The organism is Propioniciclava tarda, from assembly GCF_900182665.1.
Taxonomy (GTDB): domain Bacteria; phylum Actinomycetota; class Actinomycetes; order Propionibacteriales; family Propionibacteriaceae; genus Propioniciclava; species Propioniciclava tarda.
The window spans coordinates 1-22272 of record NZ_FXTL01000004.1; the positions used below are offsets into that span (position 1 = coordinate 1).

Here is a 22272-nt window from a genome sequence, read left to right on the forward strand (position 1 = left end):
GAACCTCCATCCTCGGAAGACCTCGACCCCCGTCCCGCCACCGACACGCCGGTCACAACCCGGGCCCCCGACTACACCCTCGTCTGTGAAGAGCCCCTTTGAAGTTGCCTTGGCCTACGCCAAGGACGGGCATCGCCACCAGGGGCAGGATGCGTCCGCCGTGACGTTGCGCCTGAGACGCGGCGAGGCGTACTGCGTCCAACGAACGAGTGACCATGGCCGCGATGTCGTCGACGCCGACGGTGTCGACCAGGACGCGAAGCCCGACGACTTGATCCGGGGTCGGGTCTTCCGGTGTCGTGTCGGGCAGAACGGCCATGCCACTCTCGAGCTGGACGCCCTGCGGCAGGAACCAGTCCTCTTTCGCCTGCGGGGAAGCGCCAGGTTCGAGGAACGGACGCCAAGTCCCGGAGACGTTGAGCTCGTCGTCACACGGGACGAGGAACGCGTCGGCGGCGACCCTGGTCAGGTCGGCCTGGACGATGAACAGGTGTCCGCTTTGCGACATGCCCAGACGCTACAAGGGAGCTCGATGGAGTCACGGCTATCAAGGCCGATCCGCCTTCAAGTCTCTACGAGCTGCCGAGTAGCTGAAGGAGCTGCTCCATGTCATCGGGATTTGCCCACCCGGGCCGCCCCGGAATCATAACTTTTGAAACTATTGGGTCCGCCTCCCAAAACGGGGCCCGTACCCAACAGCTCATCACTCATAACGCGCCAGCGTCGACAATCGGATCCTCCGGTCTGTCGGGCCTGCGTACTTTGAACGCGATCCGCCCAGCCGGGGCCGAAGCCAAGGGCAATGCGTACGAGAACAACGTTGCGACGTCCTTGGAGTTCGTTGGATCAGGCAGCTTCACGGGATCGGTGACGCCCTTGGCGTCGTGAAACCGTGCCGACGCGCTGTCCCCGGCAAAGGTCAGGAGGAACGCCCCTCGAGTCGGCACTTTCAGGGCCTTGACGTGCGCATAGTCCGGCAAGGCGAGTGCGGTGGCGATGTGGCCGTCCTTGTCGACCGTGTCGGCATCGATCCCGCTGGAGATGGCGAGGAGGGCGGCGCGTTGACGGGTGGACGACCCGGAGAACTGCCACGGGCGGTCTGAGCGTCGGTAGCGGCGCATGAGCTTCAGCTTGCGACCCTCAACGGTACGGGTGGGCAGTGAGTCAATCTCAGGGACGATGATCGCCCAGTCCTTGAGAGTGCCCTCGGCGATGGCCTTCTGCATGAATGCGAGGTACGGAGAGATCTTGAAATTGTTTGCCCAACTGAACTGGCGAATGACCTCGATGAGGACGTCGGCGTCCATGATCCCGTAGCGAGCGCGCCATGGTCGGGGGGCGCCTGTTTCGTTGATGTAGAAGAAGTCGCCCACGGTGCTGGCAGCGTCGAGCAGTGGCTGAACAGCCTCGAAGTGCGTCCTGTTGGCGGTGTCCTTGTGCTCGCCTTGTTGGTTGAAATCGACGACCTTGCCACCTTCGCCCTGCTCGGTCAGTTCAGCGTTGTACATCTTGTTCGCACTGGTCGGCTTGAGATACGGAAGGCTTTGATAGACCAAGGGCGGGACGTCCATCGGGCGGACCCGCGGGCGGCCGTCCTCCTCGAACCCCTGGAACCTCCTCAGCTCGTCGCGGAAATCCTCTTCATCGCGAACGATCGCCTCAAACGACTTGTAGAGGTCGATGACCTCGTGTCTAGGAGCGGGGACATTTCGCCCGATGTAAAGCCTCACCAGATCCCGGTAGTGCGGCCGGTAACCGAACCAGCGGCCCATCTGCATGAGTGTGTCGGCGGCGATCGTGCGACGTGTGTAGTAGGAGATCGTGAGACCTTCGACGGTGAACCCTCGCGAGAGCTTGGCGCCCCCGACAAGGATCTTCCACACGTCGCCGGACTGGAAGTTGATGTCTGCTTGTAGGTAGTCCTTCTCGGCAACACCGTTGACGATGACCACCGGGTTCACGCCTTGCTGGATCTTGTCGACTGCATGCCCGATGAAGCCGCGCAGCGCGTGGAAGCCGGGGATTACCGGAGCCTCCGGCGCACGGGCCTCCGTCACGGGACGGAAGTCGGAGACCCAGAGGTCATGCAGCCGCTTGAGCCCTGCGGGTAGCTCATATGCCGCGGAGGCCCAGACGCGCCGGATGTCGGCCGCAAGGGCTTCGTGCTCGGCGGTTCGCACTGACTCGTGTACGAGCATCGTGTGGTGTCTGAAGAGCTTCGGCTTGCCGAGCGCCGCGGCGCGGAAGAGCTTGATGGCACCAGACAGGACGTACGCGTCGAGCGCGGCGAGCACCTCCTTGTCGCGGGCTTCGAGTTCGTCCGGGCCGGCGACGAGCGACCGGACGAACGCCTTCTCGTTAGAGTTCGCGACCGTCTTCGTGGCGGGCTCGTCGTCGACGTCGTCCTCGGACTCGTCGAGGTCATGGAAGTCGCGGCCTCCCATGTAGTCGTCAGGTGGATCGAGGCTGACGATGAAGTCCTTGGGGAAGATGTCCTCGGCGTCCTCGGGGTCGACGAAGACGTTGGCGAACGGCGTCGCCGTGTAGCCGATGTACTGAGCTCGCTTCAGTTCGCGGAGAAGCTGTGCGATGAGCCGGTTGATCGCGGTCCGTTCCTTCTCCTCGGCTGCATCCTTCTTCGGCCGCGTCGTGTTGATCGACGCCTGGTCCGCTTCGTCGTCGATGATTAGCGCCGGGATTTCCCCAAGGTCCGTCTTGGTCGCCTGCAGATCTCGAACGAGCTTCTTGAGCACCGTCGAGTTCTTCTTGACGACGGCGATGCGGATGTCGGGTCGGTAAACGTTCTGCTCGTGGTATAGCGGTCGCGCCGGGTCGACGAGGTGATCGGTCTGCCGGAAGTCGAGGTACCCGAGACCTGCCTTGAGTAGCTTGTAGTCGTCCTTGGCGCCGGTGAGCCGACGGATTCCCGGGAGACCGAGCTCCTTGGGATCCTTGCCGTACGAGACGAACCTGCCCTCATACCAATCGATGTCGCCGTCTCCGATGTAGTCGACTGAAGCCGCGAGCTCCGCGTTGTCGCGGGGGACGCCGCCCAGAATGTTCTCCTCGCCTATTAGCTCCATGTCCAGTCGACGCTGGGTCTGCCCGCGGAGCAGCTCAATCGTGCCGGTGAGGACGATGACGAGCTTGTACCCAGCGTCGATCGCCTTGGCTATCACACCGGTGAAGTTGGCTGTCTTCCCGGACTGGACGTGGCCCACGACCAAACCCTTGGACTGGTAAGGGTCATCTCGTGTGGGGTCTGCCAGTCGCTTGACGACCTCGTCCGTGGCACGTCCGAGCTCGCCAACAGCGTACGAACTCCAGCCCTTCTCCTCCAGAACGCCGCGGTATCCATCCCAGTAGAACGACCGCTGGGCAACGAGGTCACTCGAATACCAAGGATCCCAGTCGGAGGGTTTGCCAGAAATCACCACTGCCCCGGTCATGCTCACCGGGAATGCGTGGTCGATCCGTGCCTTCGCATCCGAGGAAAACCCGAGCGCGTCCAAGATCGCGGCCCGGCGTTCTGCCGTGTTCGGTGCCGAGCCCGCCGACCATGCTGTGTCGGCTGCGGAGTCCCACCTCGTGAGCTGAATGTGAAACTCGTACCGGGCAGGCTCGTTCACGTCAGCGGATGTGAGCTTCTCGACCAGATCGGATTCGGTGAAGTCGCCCCGGACGTCAGTTTCGTCGAGTTCGAACTGGACCCGTTTGAGCATGGGTTTGGGGCTGCCCTTGCTCATGCCTCGGACAACTCCGACGACGGCCTCGGTGTAGAGATCGGTCACGTCATGCCTCCTGGGGTTCGGTACTTGCGACGAAGGTGTCGAGCGGTTCACCAGGCACCCCGGGCATCCTGCCGGACACGTCCACACGGTAGGTCACGTCACTGACAAGGTCGCTGTGGGGCACCGTCGAACGCAGGCGCGCCGGCGTCACCGCTGGGAAGTCGTCGTCTACAAGGTACGCGGCTGGCGTGGTGCGCAGCACATAGGGAGTCGGATACATCGCTGCGTCATCGTCATCCCAACCTTGGGACGCTAGGCAGTTCAGGAAACGGCCCCGGGTAGCCGTGAGGCGTTCACGAATGAGGTGAATCAGCCCGGGGAGCGCAATCCCCTTCGGGTCGCCCCCGGCGCGCGTGATCTGGATGGACACGAGCCACAGCGAGCGGCCCGGGCTGGGTTCAAGCTGGCTGGCACCGTGAATTACGTGTGTTCGCGACTCGCCAAGGGTGGTCTTGACCTCGACGTCGAATGCCGGGAACGCGAAGTCGCGTTCCTCCGCCAGCGGTCCGAGCCACCAGTCGATGACGGCGTACTCGTCGAAGCTGTCCAGAAGAGCACGGAACAACAGGAGCTCGCCAAACAGTCCGACTTGCTTTTCCTCCGAGATTCGCGGCTTGGCGGCGAGGAGCGCCTTCATGTTCGTCATGGCCGCGGATGACGCCGCGGCGAACGTCGCGCCACCGCGCATCGCCTGGACGACGGAAAGCACCAACCCGTACGCCTCGGCGTACATGCCACGCGCGTCCAGAGTGAGGCGGGCCCACTCCACGCCGCCGCGGACTTCCAAGCCGGTCGTGACCCGGCGGAGGTCATCCGTGTGGAGCACCAGACCGTTTCGGGGCGTGAGGACGGAGATCTTCTGGCCCGGGGAGTCGATGGTGATGATGATCTCTGGGGAATCGTTGACCAGGTGGGTCGTGACCGCCCCGCTGCTGAAGTACTTCTCGAGCGTGTCTGGGCTCAGCTGGTCCGTCGGTGTTGTCATACCGGTCAATCTCCTTGGGTGTGCACTGATTGAGCTCGGACCGCAGAGAACAAGATGGCTTGCCATGCGGCGTCCTGGCGCTTCCTTTTCGCACCGCCACCTGTGCCGACGAAATGGTCCTCCAACAGCAGGAGCAGAAGGCTCTTGACGAGCGGTGCGTCGTCGATGTCGAGGCTCTTGCGACCAACCACCGCTGTGCGGTACGCCGCGTTCAGAAGGAGTGCGTGGTCGTCGACGTCGATCTCGTAGACCCGGCCCTCGGGTAGCACACGCCACTTGATGTCGATCGGGAAGACATCGTTCGGATCGGTGTGCACGGTGAACGCATCCTTTACAACACCGGGCAGGCCGTTGCCGGGAAGCGGCGCCTCGATGGGGGTAGCCGACCGCCGCCTGGAGACTTTCGCCTCCATTTTCGCGTCCTCCCGATAGGTGGCCAGTGTTGTTCCGTCGGTTGTCCGAGACCGCACCAGGGCGTTGCGGAGCTCGTCGTCGAAGGCGGTGCCAGCTTTCTCGGGGTTGATGATGACGTGGCGCTCCATGTCGGCCGTGAGATCAATGGCCACGCGGGCATAGCTGAGGTCGACCGTCGGTGTCGCCAGGCCGTTCCAGCCGCCGGCCTGTAGAAGCCGGTCGTTGCGGTAGATGTACAGCCCTTGCGACTCGATCGGTGATCGGTTGCCCTGGACGAACCCTGGCCCCCTGTGCCAGTGCGGCCAGATGTGAAGGCGCGCATTCGTCGCTGCATCACCGACCTCGACGGACAGGTCCTTGGGGTAACCCGGACGCCCGACCCCTCGGCACGCGAAGGGGTCGATGGGGGTCACGGTCCGAGGCGCACCTGCGAAGGCCAACTGAACGTCATAATTCTCGATCCTGAGCGACAACTCGCCGCGGTCGAGGATTCGGTGTAGAACCAGACCGAGGTGATCGACAAGCTCTTGGGTCGTCCCGTTCACCCATGCTGCCTGCTCACTATCGCTCGAGGAAGTCAGGAACGTCTGCACGTCCTGCCATTCAACGATCGTCCCGGTCTCCATAGGGAAGTCGACATCGGCCTTCGATAGACCCTCCGCCGCGTCGGCCGCGGAGAACTCCTCGACCACTGGGCCGGTCTCTAGCGTTTCACGGCGTAGGCGTCGACCAACCGGTGGCGAGCCGTACCGCTTCGACCACACCAGGAGCGTGCGCGCCTGGCTCAACGACGCTGCTTTGAGTCCGATGCCGAAGTGCCCCAGGTCTCGTCCGTTGTACTCGCGCTTCTTGGCGTAGGTCATAGCGTCGTCGATGGCGGCAGAGTCCATGCCTGACGCGTCGTCGATGATCTGGAGCCCGATGGGTCGGTAACCCTCCAGCAGGAACCGGATCAGGACATGGGTCGCACCGAAGTCGATGCTGTTGTCGACGAGGTCAGTGACCGCAGTCGCCAGGGTGTGGTGGCGTCCGATCGCAGCCGTGATCGACGGATCGGGTGGGACGACCTTCGATCCAACCGGCTGCGGAGCGAACGGAGCGACCACTACAGATCCCCGAACCTGCTTGTCGACACTCCGAGGTCGCCAGCGTTCTGTTTGATCGCGCGTACGGTGTTCTCGTCGAACCCGGCTGCCTTCTGGGCATCAACCGTCAACGTGATGTCCAGAACGTCGGGGTCCGCGTTGCGAAGCAGGTCGAGGATCTCTCGAGCGATCGCCTCCAAGTCCGCTGGCATGTCTCCGGTCGGGGAGACGTCGTGTCTGAGTGAGTACGTCGCGTTCGCCACTGGTGGACGCGCGGGAGTGGGTGTGGACCCCCGTGTTCCTCCCGTCCCGCTACTGGGGCCCAGGTCGCTGCCCGGCTGCGGGGAATCGCTCTCACCACCTGGCCCCGGCTTCGTCTTCACCGCCCGAGAACGCTCCCGTTCTCTCTGGGCGACCGCGAGGTCAGGTCGCACGACCAGTGTTCTGTCGTCGAACGGCCCGAACTCCGTGTCCTCCAACGGCACTGCCAGGCCGAGGAAATCGCCTGTCGCGGAGTCGAAGCCTGTCGCGAGAGCGAATCCCGTGTCGACGAACGCGGCGTCGAAGAGCGACTCCTCCAGTGCTCGCACAAGCACCGATTTGTCTCGCAGCCTGTGCAAATAGGGGTAACGGGTGTAGTACGCCCAGAGCTCGGTGAAGCCGATGAACCCTCGCGTCCATCGCGCGCGTAGGAACTCCTCGACATCGAGCCTGACCACTCGATCAGCGACGTAAGGATGTGCGACGTCGACCGAGGCCAGTTTTGCGCTGATGCGCTTGGTGAGGTTCTTTTCCTGCCCGTCAGCGCGTACCTGTCCGACCACGAAGGGGGCCTGCGGGTCTTCCTGCACAGCGTGCAGACACCAGATCCACGTGTGAGCGAGGCGATCGTCTACCGTGCGGTTCGCCGACTCCAGCATCGTCTGTGCCTGCGCTGCGGCCGACTGGGTCAGATCAAGGCGGGCCGTCTCGTCGAAGATGGAATTCCAAGCCAAATATGAGCGCACCGCGGACTCCAACGTGCCCCACTGCTTCTCGTCGGCGGCCACGGCGACGATGGTGTTGACGTTCGAGCGCGGGGCCTGGCCACGCTGCCGTAGTAGATCGTGGACCCACTTCGACGCACTGGAATCCTTGTCCTTGCCGTTGTGGGCGTACTGAGGCGGCACGACGACCAAGCGAAGGTAGTCGGCCTCCTCCACGTCGGATGAGGTCTCGGGGTGAACGACGTCCGCGATGACGTCCGTCGAGCCCTTGAACACGCGCTTGAGTCGAACCGCAACCTCGCCGTGCACCGCATCGAGAGACAACTGACCAGCGCGTTCGGCTGCGAGGCGGTTCAGCGACGGCTGGGTGTCGTACCAGAAGCGCCCGTCCTCGGCGTAGTAGTGGGAGGACTTCTCTTGAAGACCGTCGAGTGCCGACCCGATGTTGCCCAGGACATCCCCCGGCATGGCGACCCCGAGCGTGATGCTCTTCCTGTCCTTGCCCTTGAGCGCTGCTTCGAGCGTCGGCGTAGCCTCGGCGAAGATCGTCCGAGCGGTCCGCAGGGCAAGTGAGCGGTCCCCAAGCGCGGGTCGTTCCAGGTCCACGGTGCGGGCGACCGAGTTCTCTCCGTCGATCTCGGACTGGATGATCGCGTCCCAGGCGTTGTCGAGGTATTGCACCATCTCGCTGCGCACAAGCTGAGCGTCCAGCGGGATCGATCCGGGCATGATCAACGGGGAGGGATCGTTGCGTTCATAGAGCTGGTGAACGACGTGACTCATCAGCCGAAGCACTCCGCGTGTGCGCTGGAACTTCTCCAGGGTCGACCAATCCGAGTACAGCCGATCCAGCAATTCAGGATGAATCGGGTAGGCCGCCCTGATGCGCGACTCGTACGCGGACTGCCCAACACCTGTTGGGAACTCCTTCTGGTGTATTCGGTAGTACTCAGTGAACCGCCGGGCCGCCGTGGCGATCATCGCAATCGCCTTGGCATCTGGCTCCTCGAACAGCCGCTGGCGCACAATCTCGTACGACTCCGCCCTAGTTGCCGGGCTCCATTGATACGCGACACGGCGGATGACGTAATCCAGACGGTGCAGCGCGTCTCGGCCACGCTGTCCACCGACTTCTAGATCACTCGCTCTTGGGCCCTCAGGCGCAGCCGAGCTCTCCTCATCTCCTCCGCCGGTATCGGCGGGCCGGCCCTCACTGGCCGGAACGGACACCAGAACCAGGGTGCCGGGCACGCTCTCCGCGGCCAGTGTCAAGGACTGGGCGAACGTGAACTGGGTCTCAAACAAGCCACCGGGCACCGGACGCTTCGGGTCAGGTGCGTCGGGAAGCTGGCGGGCGTAGGCCACCCATTCATCGATCAAGACGACGGCAGGGCCGAACTTCGTGAACAGTTCCCGCATGAGGTTGCCGGGGTTGGTACCGGTGCAGTCGGCGTCGGCGACGATCGCGTACCCCTCCGGACCGCCGAGCTGCCAGGCCAGCTCGCCCCACAGCGTGTGCACCACCGTGCCGTCAGGCTTGCGGGACGGCGTCGAGGGCGGGATCTCGTTACCCACGAGCGCGGCCTTGCGGACCGGACGCCCCAGGACATCGGCGTGCTCGCCAGCCAAGAGGTCTTGAACGCTCTGCGGGAACTCGTGCAGCGAGCGACCCGAGAACAAGTGCCACACCGCCAGCATCGAGTGGGTCTTGCCGCCACCGAATGTGGTCTGCAGGTTGATCACCGGGTTGGCGGACCCCGAGCCCGATATCCGGTCCACCGCGCGGCGCAGCAACTCCTTAAGACCGTCTGTTAGATACGTGCGCCGGAAGAATTCGACCGGGTCCTGATACTCCTTGGCCGCGTTTCCCTGCACGGCCACCGAATAGAGATCCGCGGCGAACTCGGCATTGCTGTAACGGCCCGAAGCCACGTCTGGATGTGGCTTGAGCACCTCGCGCCAAGGAGGGAGCTCCGCGTCCGCCGTGCCAGGCAGCCCAGTGGCCGCTCTCACTGCTTTTCGAGTTTGCTGCTCGAAGTTCCCCCGTAGGATGTCTTGCCGCGACTTGCGGACGGCGTCGGCCTCGCGGACTGCTCCGATCGCGCGCATGACCCGTTCAATGGTGTCCAGGGCGCGGACCGCGTCATCCGGAGAGAAGGGCTTGAAGTGCGCAACATCGTTGCGAACGTTGCGCAATTCCCCGACGAAGCCTTGCTCCCCACGAGATAGGTGATCGTTGAAGACATAGCCGAGCGAGCCGATTGGCTCGGTGATGATTCGGAACTGGTCCTGCGGATCGGTCCGTGAGTACTCCTTGCCGCGGATGCCCCTCTCGGCATCCTTCGCGGCCAAGAGCACCGTCCAGTCCTGACCTGCGGCCACCAGCTTCGCGGTGACCCGCTCGATGTACGGATCGAGCATTTCCGACAGCGACTGCAGCGCCGTTCGCACCGCCTCGATGTTGCTGGTCGCCATTAGTTGTCCCCCCCGAAGTCGAAACTACCCTGCACCGCTGTCCCTAGTCGCACGCGACCAGCAGCCTCGGTCAGATCCGACCACGAACCACCGAGCAGGTTGAACAGCCGCGCGTCGTCAGGGCGCGACTTTTGCGTCATCTCGTACAGGCGATAGGCCAGCCGCTGAATCGAGTCGACGTCCACCTCGGAGCGACGGCCTGCCGCAGACATGAGCTTCGCGGCTGCCTCGATTCCACCGCCCTCGGCGGACAACACCCTGGCCAACTGCAGGGTCACCTCCCAGACTGAGATGCGGTGGTCGGTAACCGGATTCCAGGTCGCTGGCAAGTCCTGCGGGCGCACCAGCTGGACGACACCTTCACCTTGCGTGAGCACTCCAGCATCCTCGAGGCCGCGCACCGAAGTGTTGTACGCACGCGCCAAGACGTCCGCATGACCGAATTGGGCCCTAGCCCAGCCGTACTGCTCGTACCACTTCAGACAGAACCGCGTGTCTGCGTCGAGATCCCCCTCCTGCTCGGCCAGCACTTCGTCGAGCACCTGATTGATTAGCGCAAGTGCTGTCTTCACTGGCATATCAGAACCGTCGTTCTCGACCACCTGTCGGAAGCCCGAGAACACCGCCATCCCCGGGCCGATCGTGGCCTGGGCCAGGTCTACCGGTGCGATGGCGCCCTCACGCATCCGTTTCAGAGCTGCTGGTAGCTCGCGTTTCAAAGCAGTGATGAAGCCTCGTCGCGTGGTCTGTCCAGCTGTCGTGTGACGTGGACGCAGGACCAGGACAATCGACGAGGCGAGGGCATTCGTGCCGACCGACGTCATGCGACCAGCCCGTTCGGTGCGCACTGGCCAGGTAGCAGTAATAGCCCAACCTTCACGAATGATTCCTTCAAGAATCGTTGCCCATCCGGTGCTGCTAAGGCCTTCCTTCTGAAGTTCGGATTGCTTGAAGGCATAATACACCGTAATGGGGTAATCAGTTGATGCTTCCATTCTGACCTTGGCGAAGACCTGCGCGAAACCTCGCTCAAAGAAATTCTCCGCACCATCCTTGCCATTGTGGCGATAGGGGTTCGCGACCAGCTCCTCCGCTTTCGGCACGAGGATTGATCCGAACAGTGAGGGATGCACATCACGCAATGATCGCCTCAGCCACACATAGAAAAAGTCGGAAAGATCAGAGTATCCGATGTTGTCATAGTATGGAGGGTCTGTGGACACCACTACGTTTGTGTAATCACGTGAGGCCGCATCAGACTGCGAACCACGCCCTTGAATCGGGCCGGCGGGTAGGTGGTCGATTCCGGCAGCGACCCATTCGACATGGGCACCGAAGTTCCCCACCGAGTTTGAGAATGGATTGATCTCGACGTAGTCCCATGTCATCGCGATCGCATGACGCGGGAAGGTGTTTCTGACGCCCTCAATCTGCGAAATCCAACTGCAGATGGAGGACGACCAATCTGCAAATTTGCTAATTGCCATGGCGATGTACGTAACTACCGCGTCGGCGTAAGCTTCGGCGCCAACGCCCCCCTCCGCGAGACGATCTCCTGACGGCAGTCCCGCCGCCAGAGCATCCTTCAAGACCTCTGCCCGCGCCTGGCGCACGAGGTCACTGAACGTCGTCAGGGCGACTAGCTGCCTGTTCGTGAAGAGGTCCGAGAAACTGGTCAGGCCGTACTGGGGAGGTGAGAACCAACGGGGATTCTCCGCAATCTTCCCGGTCGGTAGCGAGCCCGGACGCGGAACATCAGATGCCGCTATGTGTTCAGGCGTCGGCTCGGTGTAGATGCGCCGTCGATTCCCCTCGGCGACGATAGCGAGCAAGCGAACGCCGTATCCATCTGCGATCGCGCTGCTCCGGATCTCCGCCAACGAGCTGAAAGATCACGCAGGCGACACACGTCGCGCCGCGCGAGGACGTGATAGTTCCGTCCCTTTCCTTCGTCGGCGCGTTCGCTGAATCGTGACGGATCGCGAACTTGATCCGCCGCCCGCTGGGCTCAGCCACATCGTCAACGACGGTGGGTTCGAGGTACGTCAGCTTCCCCTTCTTTGTGCTGAGGAGCCAAGAGCGCACGAGCGGCATCTCGATGCTCACAGGCAGGGTTGGGGCATGTAAGCGTGCGAGCCCAGATCCAGGCGATAGTCGTCGTGGGCTCGCTTCGTTTGGTCTTGTCGTTGATGATCTGCGCGTCAGGGTACAGATGTCCTATGCGCTCCCTAGCACTATCGCGCACCCATGCCCCATACCGTCGCACATCCTCGGCGAGGCCAGTGGCGCGTGGCCACTCGCCGAGTTTCGCTTCGGCCGCTCCCGGGAAGACCGGCGACTGACCAGCGAACGTCGGGGGAAATTCTATGAGTGCCTTGGTCTTCAGAGCGGGCACCGGATTGAGGTCGCTGCCATGAGTGCTCAGCCCGAGGCGTTGCGCCTCCAGTGGGATTGTGCCGCCACCCGCGAAAGGATCAAGGATTGTGGGCGGCCTACCGCCCGCGGATTTTACGATCTCCGCATGTGCCTCGCGGAGCAGGGTCTCGTTGTTAATGCTTTCCCACTTAACTAGGCGCCGGATGATGTCGTGAAGCCGCTCGCGTTCCGCCTTCTGCTGGCACTCGCTGAGGTTCGGATTTGAGGAAGGGTCGTCGACTAATTGGGCGAAGAGTACGGCGCGGGCGGCTGCCAGGGGCCTAGGCGCCCACCACAGGTGCATAGTCGCGGGATGGCCTTTGCGGGGGACCGACTTCTCGTGGGCAGAGGCCGCGTTGATGTCCTCCAGCGGGATCGACACTTCGATGAGTTTCTTGCGGATCGGGGCGTCGGACGTCGTCGTCATTGATGTCACTCCAAGTGGATGGGTTGATCCGATGCTAACGGTCAGGGCTCTCACCGACCTTGAACCCCGGCGACGGTCCCGTTGTTCGCCAGCAGGACTGGCGACACAGTGCCACCTACCGGGGGCCGTCGCGGAGGGCCGCGGTCTACCTGGTCGGGAGTGCGCCCTGTTACGCCGAGGGTCGGAGCCAGCTCCGATCAGAGGACTTCACCAAAGCTCCTGGCGGGCTCATTGCACATCTCGAGCTCCCAGATCCTGATGACTCTCCAGCCCATTGCGACCAGATGGAAACCGTGCCCCACGATCCCGCTCGATGTTGCGCGCGGGTTTCGTCGTCCACCACGCGGCCTTGCTCGCGGGTGGCGCCTTGTTGTTCCGGTTCTCTCGTGTCAGAGGTAGCCGTCGACGAACGCGCGAGGTAGGCCGGACCGTGCGAGCGGCGTGGCGCCGGTGCGCGGTGTGGCGCTGGTGGTAACTGGATGGGGTTAGCTACCCTCAGGTGGTATGTCGCCCGCCCCCGCTATCATGCTCGGCCCGCTGATGCCCGAGCCATGTGATCGGGCAATTCGCACCCTTGACTTGTTCGCCGGCGGGGGTGGTTTGACCACAGGTCTGAGCCTCGCCCGAGGACTGAAAGTCGACCCTGTCTCCGCGGTCGAGTTCGATCTGTCCGCCGCAGCAACCTACACACTCAACCACGGCGGGCGCATCGAAGACGGTCGAGTAGTCGGCGGAACGGTATACGCGGGGAGGATTCAGGACTGGCTTCAAGAGGTTGAGCCACTTGAGGTGGATCTCGTCGTGGGGGGGCCGCCGTGTCAGGGGTTTTCGACACTCGGCAAGCAGGATGTGGACGACGATCGCAACTTCCTGTGGCGCCGGTACGCCGAGGCGGTCAAGAGGTCGACGCCGAAGTTCTTCGTGCTCGAAAACGTTCCTGCATTCCTTACCTCTCCGCAGTGGGCTGTCTTCCAGAGCGAGCTCCAGTCCGGGGTGCTCACCGACTACAAGATCGAGTTCGACATTCTCAACGCCGCTGACTACGGAGCTGTGCAGGCACGAAAGCGCGTGATCGTCATCGGTCACCACAAGGACCTTCCTGCTCCCGGACTACCGAGGAAGACGCACGAGCCCCAGCACCGCACGCTCGACGAGATCTTCCAGCACATCCCGAACGCCGTTGATCGGGTCGGCCTCCCCGAGGGAACGGTCACGTACGGCGGTGTGGATCGGCCAGGCGCGTTCTCGACCCGGGAGCTGCACTTCGGACGCTTCTACACGGACTTGTCTCTCAAGAGATTCGCTTCGATCCCCGCAAAGGGAAACCGCTTCGACTTGCCGGATGAGTTGCTAGCGCCCTGTTGGCGCAAGCACCGAACGGGTACAGCGGACGTCATGGGACGCTTGCACCTCGACAAGCCATCGGTAACCATCCGCACCGAGTTCTTCAAACCGGAGAAGGGTCGCTACCTGCACCCCACAGAGGACCGAGCCATCACACACTACGAGGCGGCCATGATCCAGGGATTCCCCGAGGACTACCAGTGGGTCGGAACGCGCGAAGAGATCGCTCGGCAGATCGGCAACGCCGTACCGATCCCGCTGGGCATGGCCATCGGTTGCCAGATCCACAAGGCGTTCAGCGGCTGCCTCGAAGCTCCAGAGGAAGCTGAGACGTCGCGGGCTGCTTGATCGGCCTCAGATCATCGAGGCGATCAGACCCAAGGTTGCTCATGAGTTCCCTGCAGCTCTGCCGGAGTGGGTCGCCATGTCTCGTCACTCACTGACATATCAGTTGCTGTACTTCTTGACGCCCTTGAACCATGCCTCAATGAGGTCGACTTCGTGCTGCACGTCACCAATCTCTGGGGGTGTCCAGTTGTTCTCAGGGTGATTGTCGTGGCGGGGTGCCCACCCGGAGATGCGGGAGTAGGACTGCTGGAACACGGTCTCGTCATCAGCCGAGATGTGGGCAACAACCTTCATCATCTTGGGTTGCACGTTGAGGGTTCTGTGATCCACCAGCCGTTCAGCGATCTCTTGACTGATGATGCGCTCCCAGGTCTCGGACATCTTGCCTGCGATCCTGCGCACCTGCTCGCAGTACTGGTCGTGCGTCATGCCCTCCAGCTCCCTGGCGAGAGCGGCAACCTCATTCTTGAGTTCGTGGATACGGGAAGCGGCGTCCTTGACAGTCCAGGGATGCTTCTCGCTGGTAAACCCCGGCACCTTGGCTGCCGAGCGTTCTACAGCGCGTTCCGTGAAGGTCAGCTTGTGGTAATCGCACGCACGCCTGAGGTCAGCTGTGAAGGAAGCATCGTGCGTGAAGACAATGACCTGACGGTCTTCCGCAAACTCGACCAATCGGTTGGCGACCTTTTCCCGGCGCATATGGTCGAGGCTCGAGACGGGGTCGTCGAAGATGAGCGCTGACTTCGACACGTCGAGATACGCCTCAGTCAAGAACCCGGCCAGACCAAGCGCGGTCTGTTCGCCCTCGGAAAGGACAGATGGGAGGGAGGCCGAGACTGTGGCGGCAAGGAGTCCAGGGCGCTGATAGACGGCGCCCTTGCGTGCGTGGGCGTCGCGCAGCGTGACGTTCTCCAGAGCGAGCCGGTCGGTCTCACGAGTGAAACGGTCCGTGGACGCCTCCGTCACGAAACGCCTAGTCCAGTCCGCGATCTTCTCTGTAATGCCACGTGTGTTCGCAGAGGAGAAGCCAATGTTCAGACGCTCCCGCTCCTTCTCGCGGTCACGCTGCTTCTTGACTGCGTCGATGCCGTTCCGCATTGCGATGACATCCTTCAGCGCGCGCTGCTCTCCTTGCACCTGGGTCAGGGTCTGATTGAAGGAGTCGGCGGAGATCGTCGCTGACTGTTCCGCCAACGCGTTGCCACGGGCGCGGAGTTCCAGTGCAACGGGAGCCGCCTGCACTGGCCCGACGTAAGGCGCAGTTGGGTCGAGGAGGCATTCTTGTCTGGCCCGCTGGGAGTCGAGTTGCGAGTCGGCGCTGGCCCCCAAAGGCTCATTGGCCCCCTCCAAAGTCGCGATACATCGGACGATGTGGGCGGGCTCAGTCTCAACAGCGCGGATGTCCTGCAACAGTCGGGTGAGCGCTGCTTGGGCAGCGGCTGCCCTCTGCGCGGTGTCGTCGGTCACATATTGAGCGAACCGTTGGAGGCGTGTCCTCCCTACCTCAGAGAGCGGCTGCTGGCATAGGACGCAAACTGCATCTCTCTGCAGTGTGGGGAAAGTCGTGCCCGGGGTATGCGCTCTCGCTGAAGGCTGCGGCCGACTCCCACATGGCCCGCCATGCAGCCTCACCTACACCTGGCAGCGGCTCGTGATCGAAGTTGACTTGGGCCGCCATCTCAGCGGCTCGCCTTGTCGTTTCAACGGCTACCCGGGCTCCGTTGAGTCCCTCTTCCGCGGCGGGGCTGAAGGCGTAGCTGAGTGAATCGAGGTGGGCGGCGAGGACGTTCGTCGCGGAGGCAAGACCAGTCAAGCGTTGCTTCTCTGAAGTCGGATCTGTTGCGACGAGCCGCGCTTCCTCGGTCCGGAGTGCCTGCAGCTGCTCCTCCGCGTCGGCGGGTGCCACGCACTGCGACTCGATGGCGGCGTCAGTGTTCTGGGCGACGAGACCTTTCAAGAACTTCTCCTTGGATGACCCTGGGGTCACGGCGGGGAGTGCAATCTGCTGTGAATCAAGCGCGATCTTCTGGTCGCTGATCCGCGCCCTGATGCGGTCACATGTCGTGGCCAAGTCATCCAATACCCGGAGCATCGCCGGGCGGTACAGCACTTCAGACTCAGTCATGAGGTAGTCGTTGCCCGTGTTCTCGTCGTAGAAGGCGGCCCGTGCCAGCTCCACTGGCGGTTCGCCATCGAGGCTCGCTGTGCGCTCGGATTCTCCGACGCGATAGACGAGTTCAGCGCGGCACTCGCCGGTGCTACCGAAGACGTTCGGCAGGATGTTGGCCTTGGTGCGAGTGCGTACCATCGACTGGATGATCCGCGCGTAGCCACTCTTGCCGGAGCCGTTCTGGCCGAACACGACGGTGATCCCCTGCGCTGCGAAAGTCAGAGTCTGGCCCGTAGTCAACCTGTTGACGTTTCGGACGTCCCTGATGCCAAGAAGCACGACCGGCTCACCCACAGTCTCCTGCGCTTCAATCAGTGACGCCACCCATCCCCCCGCCGGTGGGCTGGGCTCCGGGGAGAACACATCCGACACGAGCGACGCGACGTCGGCCTCATCGAACACCTCGCCTCGCGCAAGCCGAACGAGAGCCCGTTGCTGCCACCATGGACGGCTCGCCGCCCATGTGACAACTTCATCATGCAAGGACACGCTTCAGGCTATCGGCCCACGTCGGAACGGCAGTACCCGACACGGAACGCGACCCCGAAGACTCGAGCGTGCTCTTGCTGTTGCATGCTGGCCACGACTGCGTCGGTGACGCACGGGTCTGCGACGTCCCCACCGCGTGGCTGGAGTACGTCGTTGACGTACGAGAGAGCGCTTGGTTGTTGACGAATGCGCCTACCGGACGCTGTCCGGTCCCGACAATGAACTCGCTCGCGAAAAGACCGGTCGTCATTCACGTAGCGCTCAAGCATTTACCGGACTCTCGGCTACCGCAGCTCGCCCCCAGTCAACAGAGCGGCGGCTCCCTTTGCGTCGAGTCAGTTCCCGCGATCTGGCCGCCGAGTTGTTTGCTCCGCAACCCCATCACGGCCCCGTCGATAGAACTGCATCACACCTGGTGCACCGCCGGAAGGTTCCCCCTGGTTGGGCGTCCGGGAGGAGGGCTCATCCGCCGGTAGGTAGGCGTGATGAGTCTGCACAAGATCACGGCCGGGGCGGGGTATGACTACCTGACCCGGCAGGTCGCTGCTATGGACTCCTCCGAGAAGGGCCACACCGGCCTCGCCTCCTACTACGAGCAGAAGGGCGAGTCACCCGGAGTCTGGGTCGGGTCCGGGCTGGTTGGCCTCGACGGCCTCAGCGCCGGCGATCCGGTGACGGCCGAGCAGATGCGGCTGCTGTTCGGATCCGGGATGCATCCGCTCGCCGACCAACGTCTCGCCGAACTGCCAGCTGACGCCTCGGACGCCGACCGGCGGACGGCGTCCAGGCTCGGAAATCCCTTTCTGGTTATCGAGCACGATGTCCCCGAGTTCCAGATCGCGGTCGCGAAGGCCTACGCCGCTTACAACGAGGCGAAGGGCGTCCCGGGTGATTGGCCGGTGCCGAAGGAGGTCCGCTGGCAGATCCGCACGGACCTGGCGAAGGGGTCCTTCACACAACTTCATGGACGCCCGCCGGCCGACTCCCGCGAGTTGCACGGCCACTTGGCGACGTTGTCGCGTCCGCAGACGACGGCCGTGGCCGGGTTCGATCTGACGTTCTCGCCGGTCAAGAGCGTGTCGGCGTTGTGGGCGTTGGCCGATCCCGCCACGGCGGCCACCATCGAGCGGGCCCACAACGCGGCCATCGGTGAGGCGTTGCGGTTCATCGAGCGGCGGGCGTTGTTCACGCGGACAGGCGCCCAGGGCGTCCGTCAGGTCGACGTGACCGGGCTTGTCGGCACCGCGTTCACTCACCGCGACTCCCGCGCCGGGGACCCCGACCTGCACACGCACGTGGCCGTGGCGAACAAGGTGCAGACCGTCACCGACGGGCGCTGGTTAGCGATCGATGGGCGGCTGTTGTTCAAGGCGAAGGTGACGGCGTCCGAGGTGTACAACACGGCTCTCGAGCGGCACCTGGCGGCGAGCCTGGGGGTGCGGTTTGCCGAGCGTCTCCAGCCGGACGCCCGTAAGCGCGCCGTCCGCGAGCTGGTCGGGGTCGATCCGGCGTTGAACGCCCGCTGGTCCGCGCGGCGGGCCGCGATCGAGGACCGCCAAGGCGAGCTGGCGGCGCGATTTCAGGAGGCGCAGGAGCGTCCCCCGACCGTGATCGAGGCCCGTACCCTCGCCCAGCAGGCCACCCTCGAGACCCGTCCGGCGAAGCATTCGCCGCGCTCGCTGGCCGAGCAACGCCAGGCGTGGAGGTCGGAGGCGGACGCCGTCCTGGGCGCAGGCGGCGTGGAGCGGATGATCGCGGCCACCCTGCATCCGGGATGCCGCCGCAACGTCCGCACCAACGGACGCTGGGTGCGCCGCGAGGCTGCACGGATCGTGGCGACGGTTGAGGCGTCCCGGTCGACATGGCAGGACTGGCACGTCCGCGCTGAGGCCTTCCGCGTGGTGCGCGCGGCCGAGGTCCCCGCGGATCGGGTCGACGAGGTCGTCGGACGCCTCGTCCACGCCGCACTCACTCGGCACTCGATCCGGCTCGCGCCTCCCCCGGACGACATCGTCGAACCCGCCCAGCTACGCCGCCTCGACGGCCAATCCGTCTACAGCGTCGCCGGGGCCACCTGGCACACCTCGGCCCGGATCCTCGCCGCCGAGCAACGACTCGTGGACGCCGCCGGCCGCGTCGGCGGGCACCTGATCTCGGACGCCGTCATCGATGTCGCCCTGTTGGAAGCCGAGGCGAACCGGACGCCATTGAACGCCGGCCAGGCCGCCCTGGTGCAGGCGATGAGCACGTCCGGACGCCTCGTCCAGTTGGCCATCGCCCCCGCCGGCGCCGGCAAGACCACCGCCATGCGCACCCTCGCCCAGGCGTGGCAGTCCGGCGGGGGCACCGTCATCGGACTCGCGCCGTCGGCGTCCGCAGCCGCCCAACTCGGCGAACAGATCGGCCACCAGGCCGACACCCTCGCCCTGCTCACCCACGCCCTCGCCACCGGGCGGCCGCTGCCCGACTGGGCGCAAAGCATCGACCCGCAGAGCTTGGTGATCATCGACGAGGCCGGGATGGCCGACACCCTGACGCTGGATCGGGTGGTCGAGTTCGTCCTGGACCGCGCTGGGTCGGTCCGGCTGATCGGCGACACCCAGCAGTTGGCGGCGATCGGCGCCGGTGGCGTCCTACGGGATATCGAAGTCACGCAGGGGGCGCTGCGACTGAACGAGCTCGTGCGGTTCGCCGACCCTGCAGAGGCCGCGGCCAGCCTGGCGTTGCGTGACGGAGATCCGTCCGCGCTGGGGTTCTACCTGGACCAGCGGCGCGTCCACGTTGGCGACCAGACCGCGTGTGTCGAGAACCTCTTCCAGGCTTGGGCCACCGACCGGGCCGCCGGCCTCGACGCCCTCATGCTCGCCCCCACCCGCGACCTCGTCGCCGCACTCAACCAACGCGCCCAAGCCCACCTGCATGGCCACCGACCCGGTCCGACCGTGCTGCTGGCCGACGGTAATACCGCCGGCATCGGTGACGTGATCATCACCCGAACGAACAACCGCCGACTCGCGACGACGGCGTCCGATTGGGTGAAGAACGGCGACCGCTGGCACATCACCACGCTCAACACGAACGGGTCGATGACGGTTGTCCATCAGCACACCTCTGCGCGGGTCGTGCTGCCGGCCGCCTACGTCGCGGCGTCGGTCGACCTGGGGTACGCGTGCACGATCCACGCCGCGCAGGGCGTCACCGCCGACACCATGCACGGACTGCTCACCGCCGACGAAACCCGCCAACAGCTGTACACGATGCTCACGCGCGGACGCCTCGCCAATCACGCCTACCTGCAGGTCGTCGGCAGCGGCGACCCGCACTCGCTCATCCGGCCCGAGGCGATCTTGCCGCCGACCGCGACCGACCTCCTCGAAGCGATCCTTGGCCGCGACGAGCAGCCGCTGTCGGCATCCAGCACCGCCCGCCAGCTCGCCGACCCCGCCGGACGCCTCGCCGGCGCTGCCCACCGCTACGCCGACGCGATCGGATTCGCCGCCGAAGCCACCACCCCGCCCGCGACCCTCGCCGCCCTGGACGGCACGGCCGAACAGCTCGTGCCCGGACTCACCGACTCCCCCGCCTGGCCAACCCTGCGGTCACATCTGATCCTGGACGCCGCGTCCGGCATCGATCCCGTTCGTGCGTTGACGGACGCCGTCGGCAAAGGTCCGCTGGCCGACGCCGCAGACCCGGCGGCGGTCCTCGACTGGCGACTCCAACCTCTCGGACGCCTCGACAGCCTTCCCGGACCGCTCCCTTGGCTGCCCGGCATCCCCGACGGCCTTGCGGGACATGCGGACTGGGGCGATTACCTCCGCCGCCGACACGAGCTCGTCATGGAGCTGGCGCAGCAGGTGCGCGCCGATGCGGTCGCGGCTGAGGGGCGTCCGGGATGGTTGCCGTCCAGCATCACCAGCCCCGACCCGGCCACGATCGGTGACGTCGCCGTGTGGCGGGCTGCCCACGGCATCCCCGACCAAGACACCCGACCCACCGGCGAACGCCAACACGCACCACTCGAGCGCCGCCACCAGCGGCAACTCGACCAACGCGTCGTCGACCACCTCGCCCCGGCCGCCGCCGAATGGACGCCGACCATCACGACCCTGGCACCGGCCACCGCGTCCGATGCGTTCGTGCCTGTTCTGGCGTACCGGCTCGCCCAAGTCGCGTCGGCCCGCCTGGACGCCGCGGGACTGCTCCGCGCCGCCATCACAGAAGGACCGCTGCCCGACGACCACTCCGCCGCCGCGCTCTCGTGGCGGATCAGCCGCTACATCAACCCAGCCGTCGCCACCCAACTCCACTCCGACTACGCCGAACTGCTCACCCACTGGCTGCCTGAGATGGAGCGGCTCGTCGGACCCGAACGGTCCCGATCGCTGCAGGACTCCGCTTGGTGGCCGCCTCTCGTCGCCAGCGTCGAGAACGCCCTCCACCGCGGCTGGCACCTCGACCAACTCATCAACGCGAACCCGCCCGAGGACGGCATCGACGAAGCCCAAGCCCTCGTCTGGCGCACCAACCTGCTGCTCGCCCCGATCCCTGACGACGTGCCCGAACCGGAGCCCCGCTGGGAATCCATCGACCTGCCCGACTCCGCGCCGATCCACCTTGGCGGACCCGATCCCGGTCTAGGCACCCAAGAGCGGCCCAGTTGGGAATCGGTCCGGCCCTCACTGGATCATCTGCAATGTAGGACCCCGTCTTGTGCGCCACCGAGTGGCAGACCCAGCGAAGGTCCTCCACGCGTCTGATCTGTGCTTTGGTCGAGCGGCTGAGCCTTCTTGTCCTGCGCTGCCGATACGGTACGGAGCATGTACATCAGGCCCCTCGCCCCGGACGGGGCTAGGGGCGTCCTGCGAGCTTGGCACCCTCTTGAGCGCGACCCTGGCGACACCAGAGTGACGACGGAACTGGCGGCCTCAATCCGGCACAGTGAGAACGGTCTCGCACTCACCGATTCGGAGGTAGAGATAAGGCTCGGGGAACTCAGGTCACTGATCAAAGCGGCCCAACGTGGCGAGCTGAGTTCAGCCAGCTGGACTCCAGTCCGACGACAACCCGACCTCTGGGAACTGCGCCTTTGGTGGCCAGGGGACACACCGGTTCGAATCTACTTTCACGAGCCCGACCAGCCGGCCCATCAGACAGTTGTGGCTCTTGTCCATGTCAAAGTGGTGGTTCCGGGGAACCCATCAGTCACCAACGCCCTGCAAGACGCCCAAATGGACGAGGCGAGTCGCCGTGTGATGTTCGGCAGGGGCAATAGCTGGGGCCTCGACTCGTCCCAGCCGCTCTTCCCTGACGCACAGCCCGGCCTACCTCCGGCCGCTTGAC

General features: G+C 64.5%; 11 protein-coding genes. 2 read left to right on the plus strand and 9 right to left on the minus strand.

Annotation, left to right across the window (positions count from 1 at the left end; all coding sequences use genetic code 11):
- Positions 1-52: 52 nt before the first annotated feature.
- The 7 genes from FN821_RS04735 to FN821_RS14425 all read right to left on the minus strand — a co-directional run bounded on the left by FN821_RS04735 (position 53) and on the right by FN821_RS14425 (position 12578).
- A complete protein-coding gene (locus FN821_RS04735; RefSeq protein ID WP_142640440.1) occupies positions 53-508 on the minus strand; it encodes a hypothetical protein in 456 nt (151 codons plus the stop codon).
- 199 nt (positions 509-707) lie between these two features.
- Positions 708-3791: a Z1 domain-containing protein gene (locus FN821_RS04740; protein ID WP_131171417.1), complete on the minus strand. Its 3084-nt coding sequence runs from the start codon at positions 3789-3791 to the stop codon at positions 708-710.
- A 1-nt stretch (position 3792) separates the two neighbouring features.
- On the minus strand, positions 3793-4776 hold the full coding sequence (locus FN821_RS04745) for a PD-(D/E)XK motif protein (protein ID WP_165489243.1): 984 nt from the start codon (positions 4774-4776) through the stop codon (positions 3793-3795).
- A 5-nt stretch (positions 4777-4781) separates the two neighbouring features.
- Positions 4782-6296 (minus strand): ATP-binding protein, encoded by a 1515-nt coding sequence (locus FN821_RS04750; protein ID WP_131171418.1) that lies wholly within the window; start codon positions 6294-6296, stop codon positions 4782-4784.
- Positions 6296-9736 carry a Swt1 family HEPN domain-containing protein gene (locus FN821_RS04755; RefSeq protein WP_131171419.1) on the minus strand — a complete coding sequence of 1147 codons (3441 nt, stop codon included), beginning with the start codon at positions 9734-9736 and terminating at the stop codon, positions 6296-6298. The genes FN821_RS04750 and FN821_RS04755 overlap by 1 nt, the downstream gene beginning before the upstream one ends.
- On the minus strand, positions 9736-11568 hold the full coding sequence (locus FN821_RS14420; protein WP_206661990.1) for a DUF1156 domain-containing protein: 1833 nt from the start codon (positions 11566-11568) through the stop codon (positions 9736-9738). The genes FN821_RS04755 and FN821_RS14420 overlap by 1 nt, the downstream gene beginning before the upstream one ends.
- Before the next feature lie 188 nt (positions 11569-11756).
- Positions 11757-12578 carry a DUF1156 domain-containing protein gene (locus FN821_RS14425; RefSeq protein WP_206661991.1) on the minus strand — a complete coding sequence of 274 codons (822 nt, stop codon included), beginning with the start codon at positions 12576-12578 and terminating at the stop codon, positions 11757-11759.
- A gap of 504 nt (positions 12579-13082) precedes the next feature.
- Between FN821_RS14425 and FN821_RS04765 the strand changes: the two genes are divergently transcribed.
- The gene (locus FN821_RS04765; protein WP_206661992.1) at positions 13083-14270 is read left to right on the plus strand and encodes a DNA cytosine methyltransferase; all 1188 of its coding nucleotides are present in this window, start codon (positions 13083-13085) and stop codon (positions 14268-14270) included.
- 99 nt (positions 14271-14369) lie between these two features.
- On the opposite strand, the gene FN821_RS04770 is transcribed toward FN821_RS04765, so the two are convergent.
- Both FN821_RS04770 and FN821_RS14430 read right to left on the minus strand, forming a co-directional pair.
- The gene (locus tag FN821_RS04770) at positions 14370-15737 is read right to left on the minus strand and encodes an AAA family ATPase (RefSeq protein WP_131171420.1); all 1368 of its coding nucleotides are present in this window, start codon (positions 15735-15737) and stop codon (positions 14370-14372) included.
- 37 nt (positions 15738-15774) lie between these two features.
- Positions 15775-16842 carry an ATP-binding cassette domain-containing protein gene (locus FN821_RS14430; RefSeq protein WP_131171421.1) on the minus strand — a complete coding sequence of 356 codons (1068 nt, stop codon included), beginning with the start codon at positions 16840-16842 and terminating at the stop codon, positions 15775-15777.
- A gap of 572 nt (positions 16843-17414) precedes the next feature.
- On the opposite strand from FN821_RS14430, the gene mobF reads away from it, so the two are divergent.
- Complete coding sequence (gene mobF / locus FN821_RS04780) at positions 17415-21689, plus strand: MobF family relaxase (protein WP_131171422.1); 4275 nt, start codon at positions 17415-17417, stop codon at positions 21687-21689.
- Positions 21690-22272: the final 583 nt, after the last annotated feature.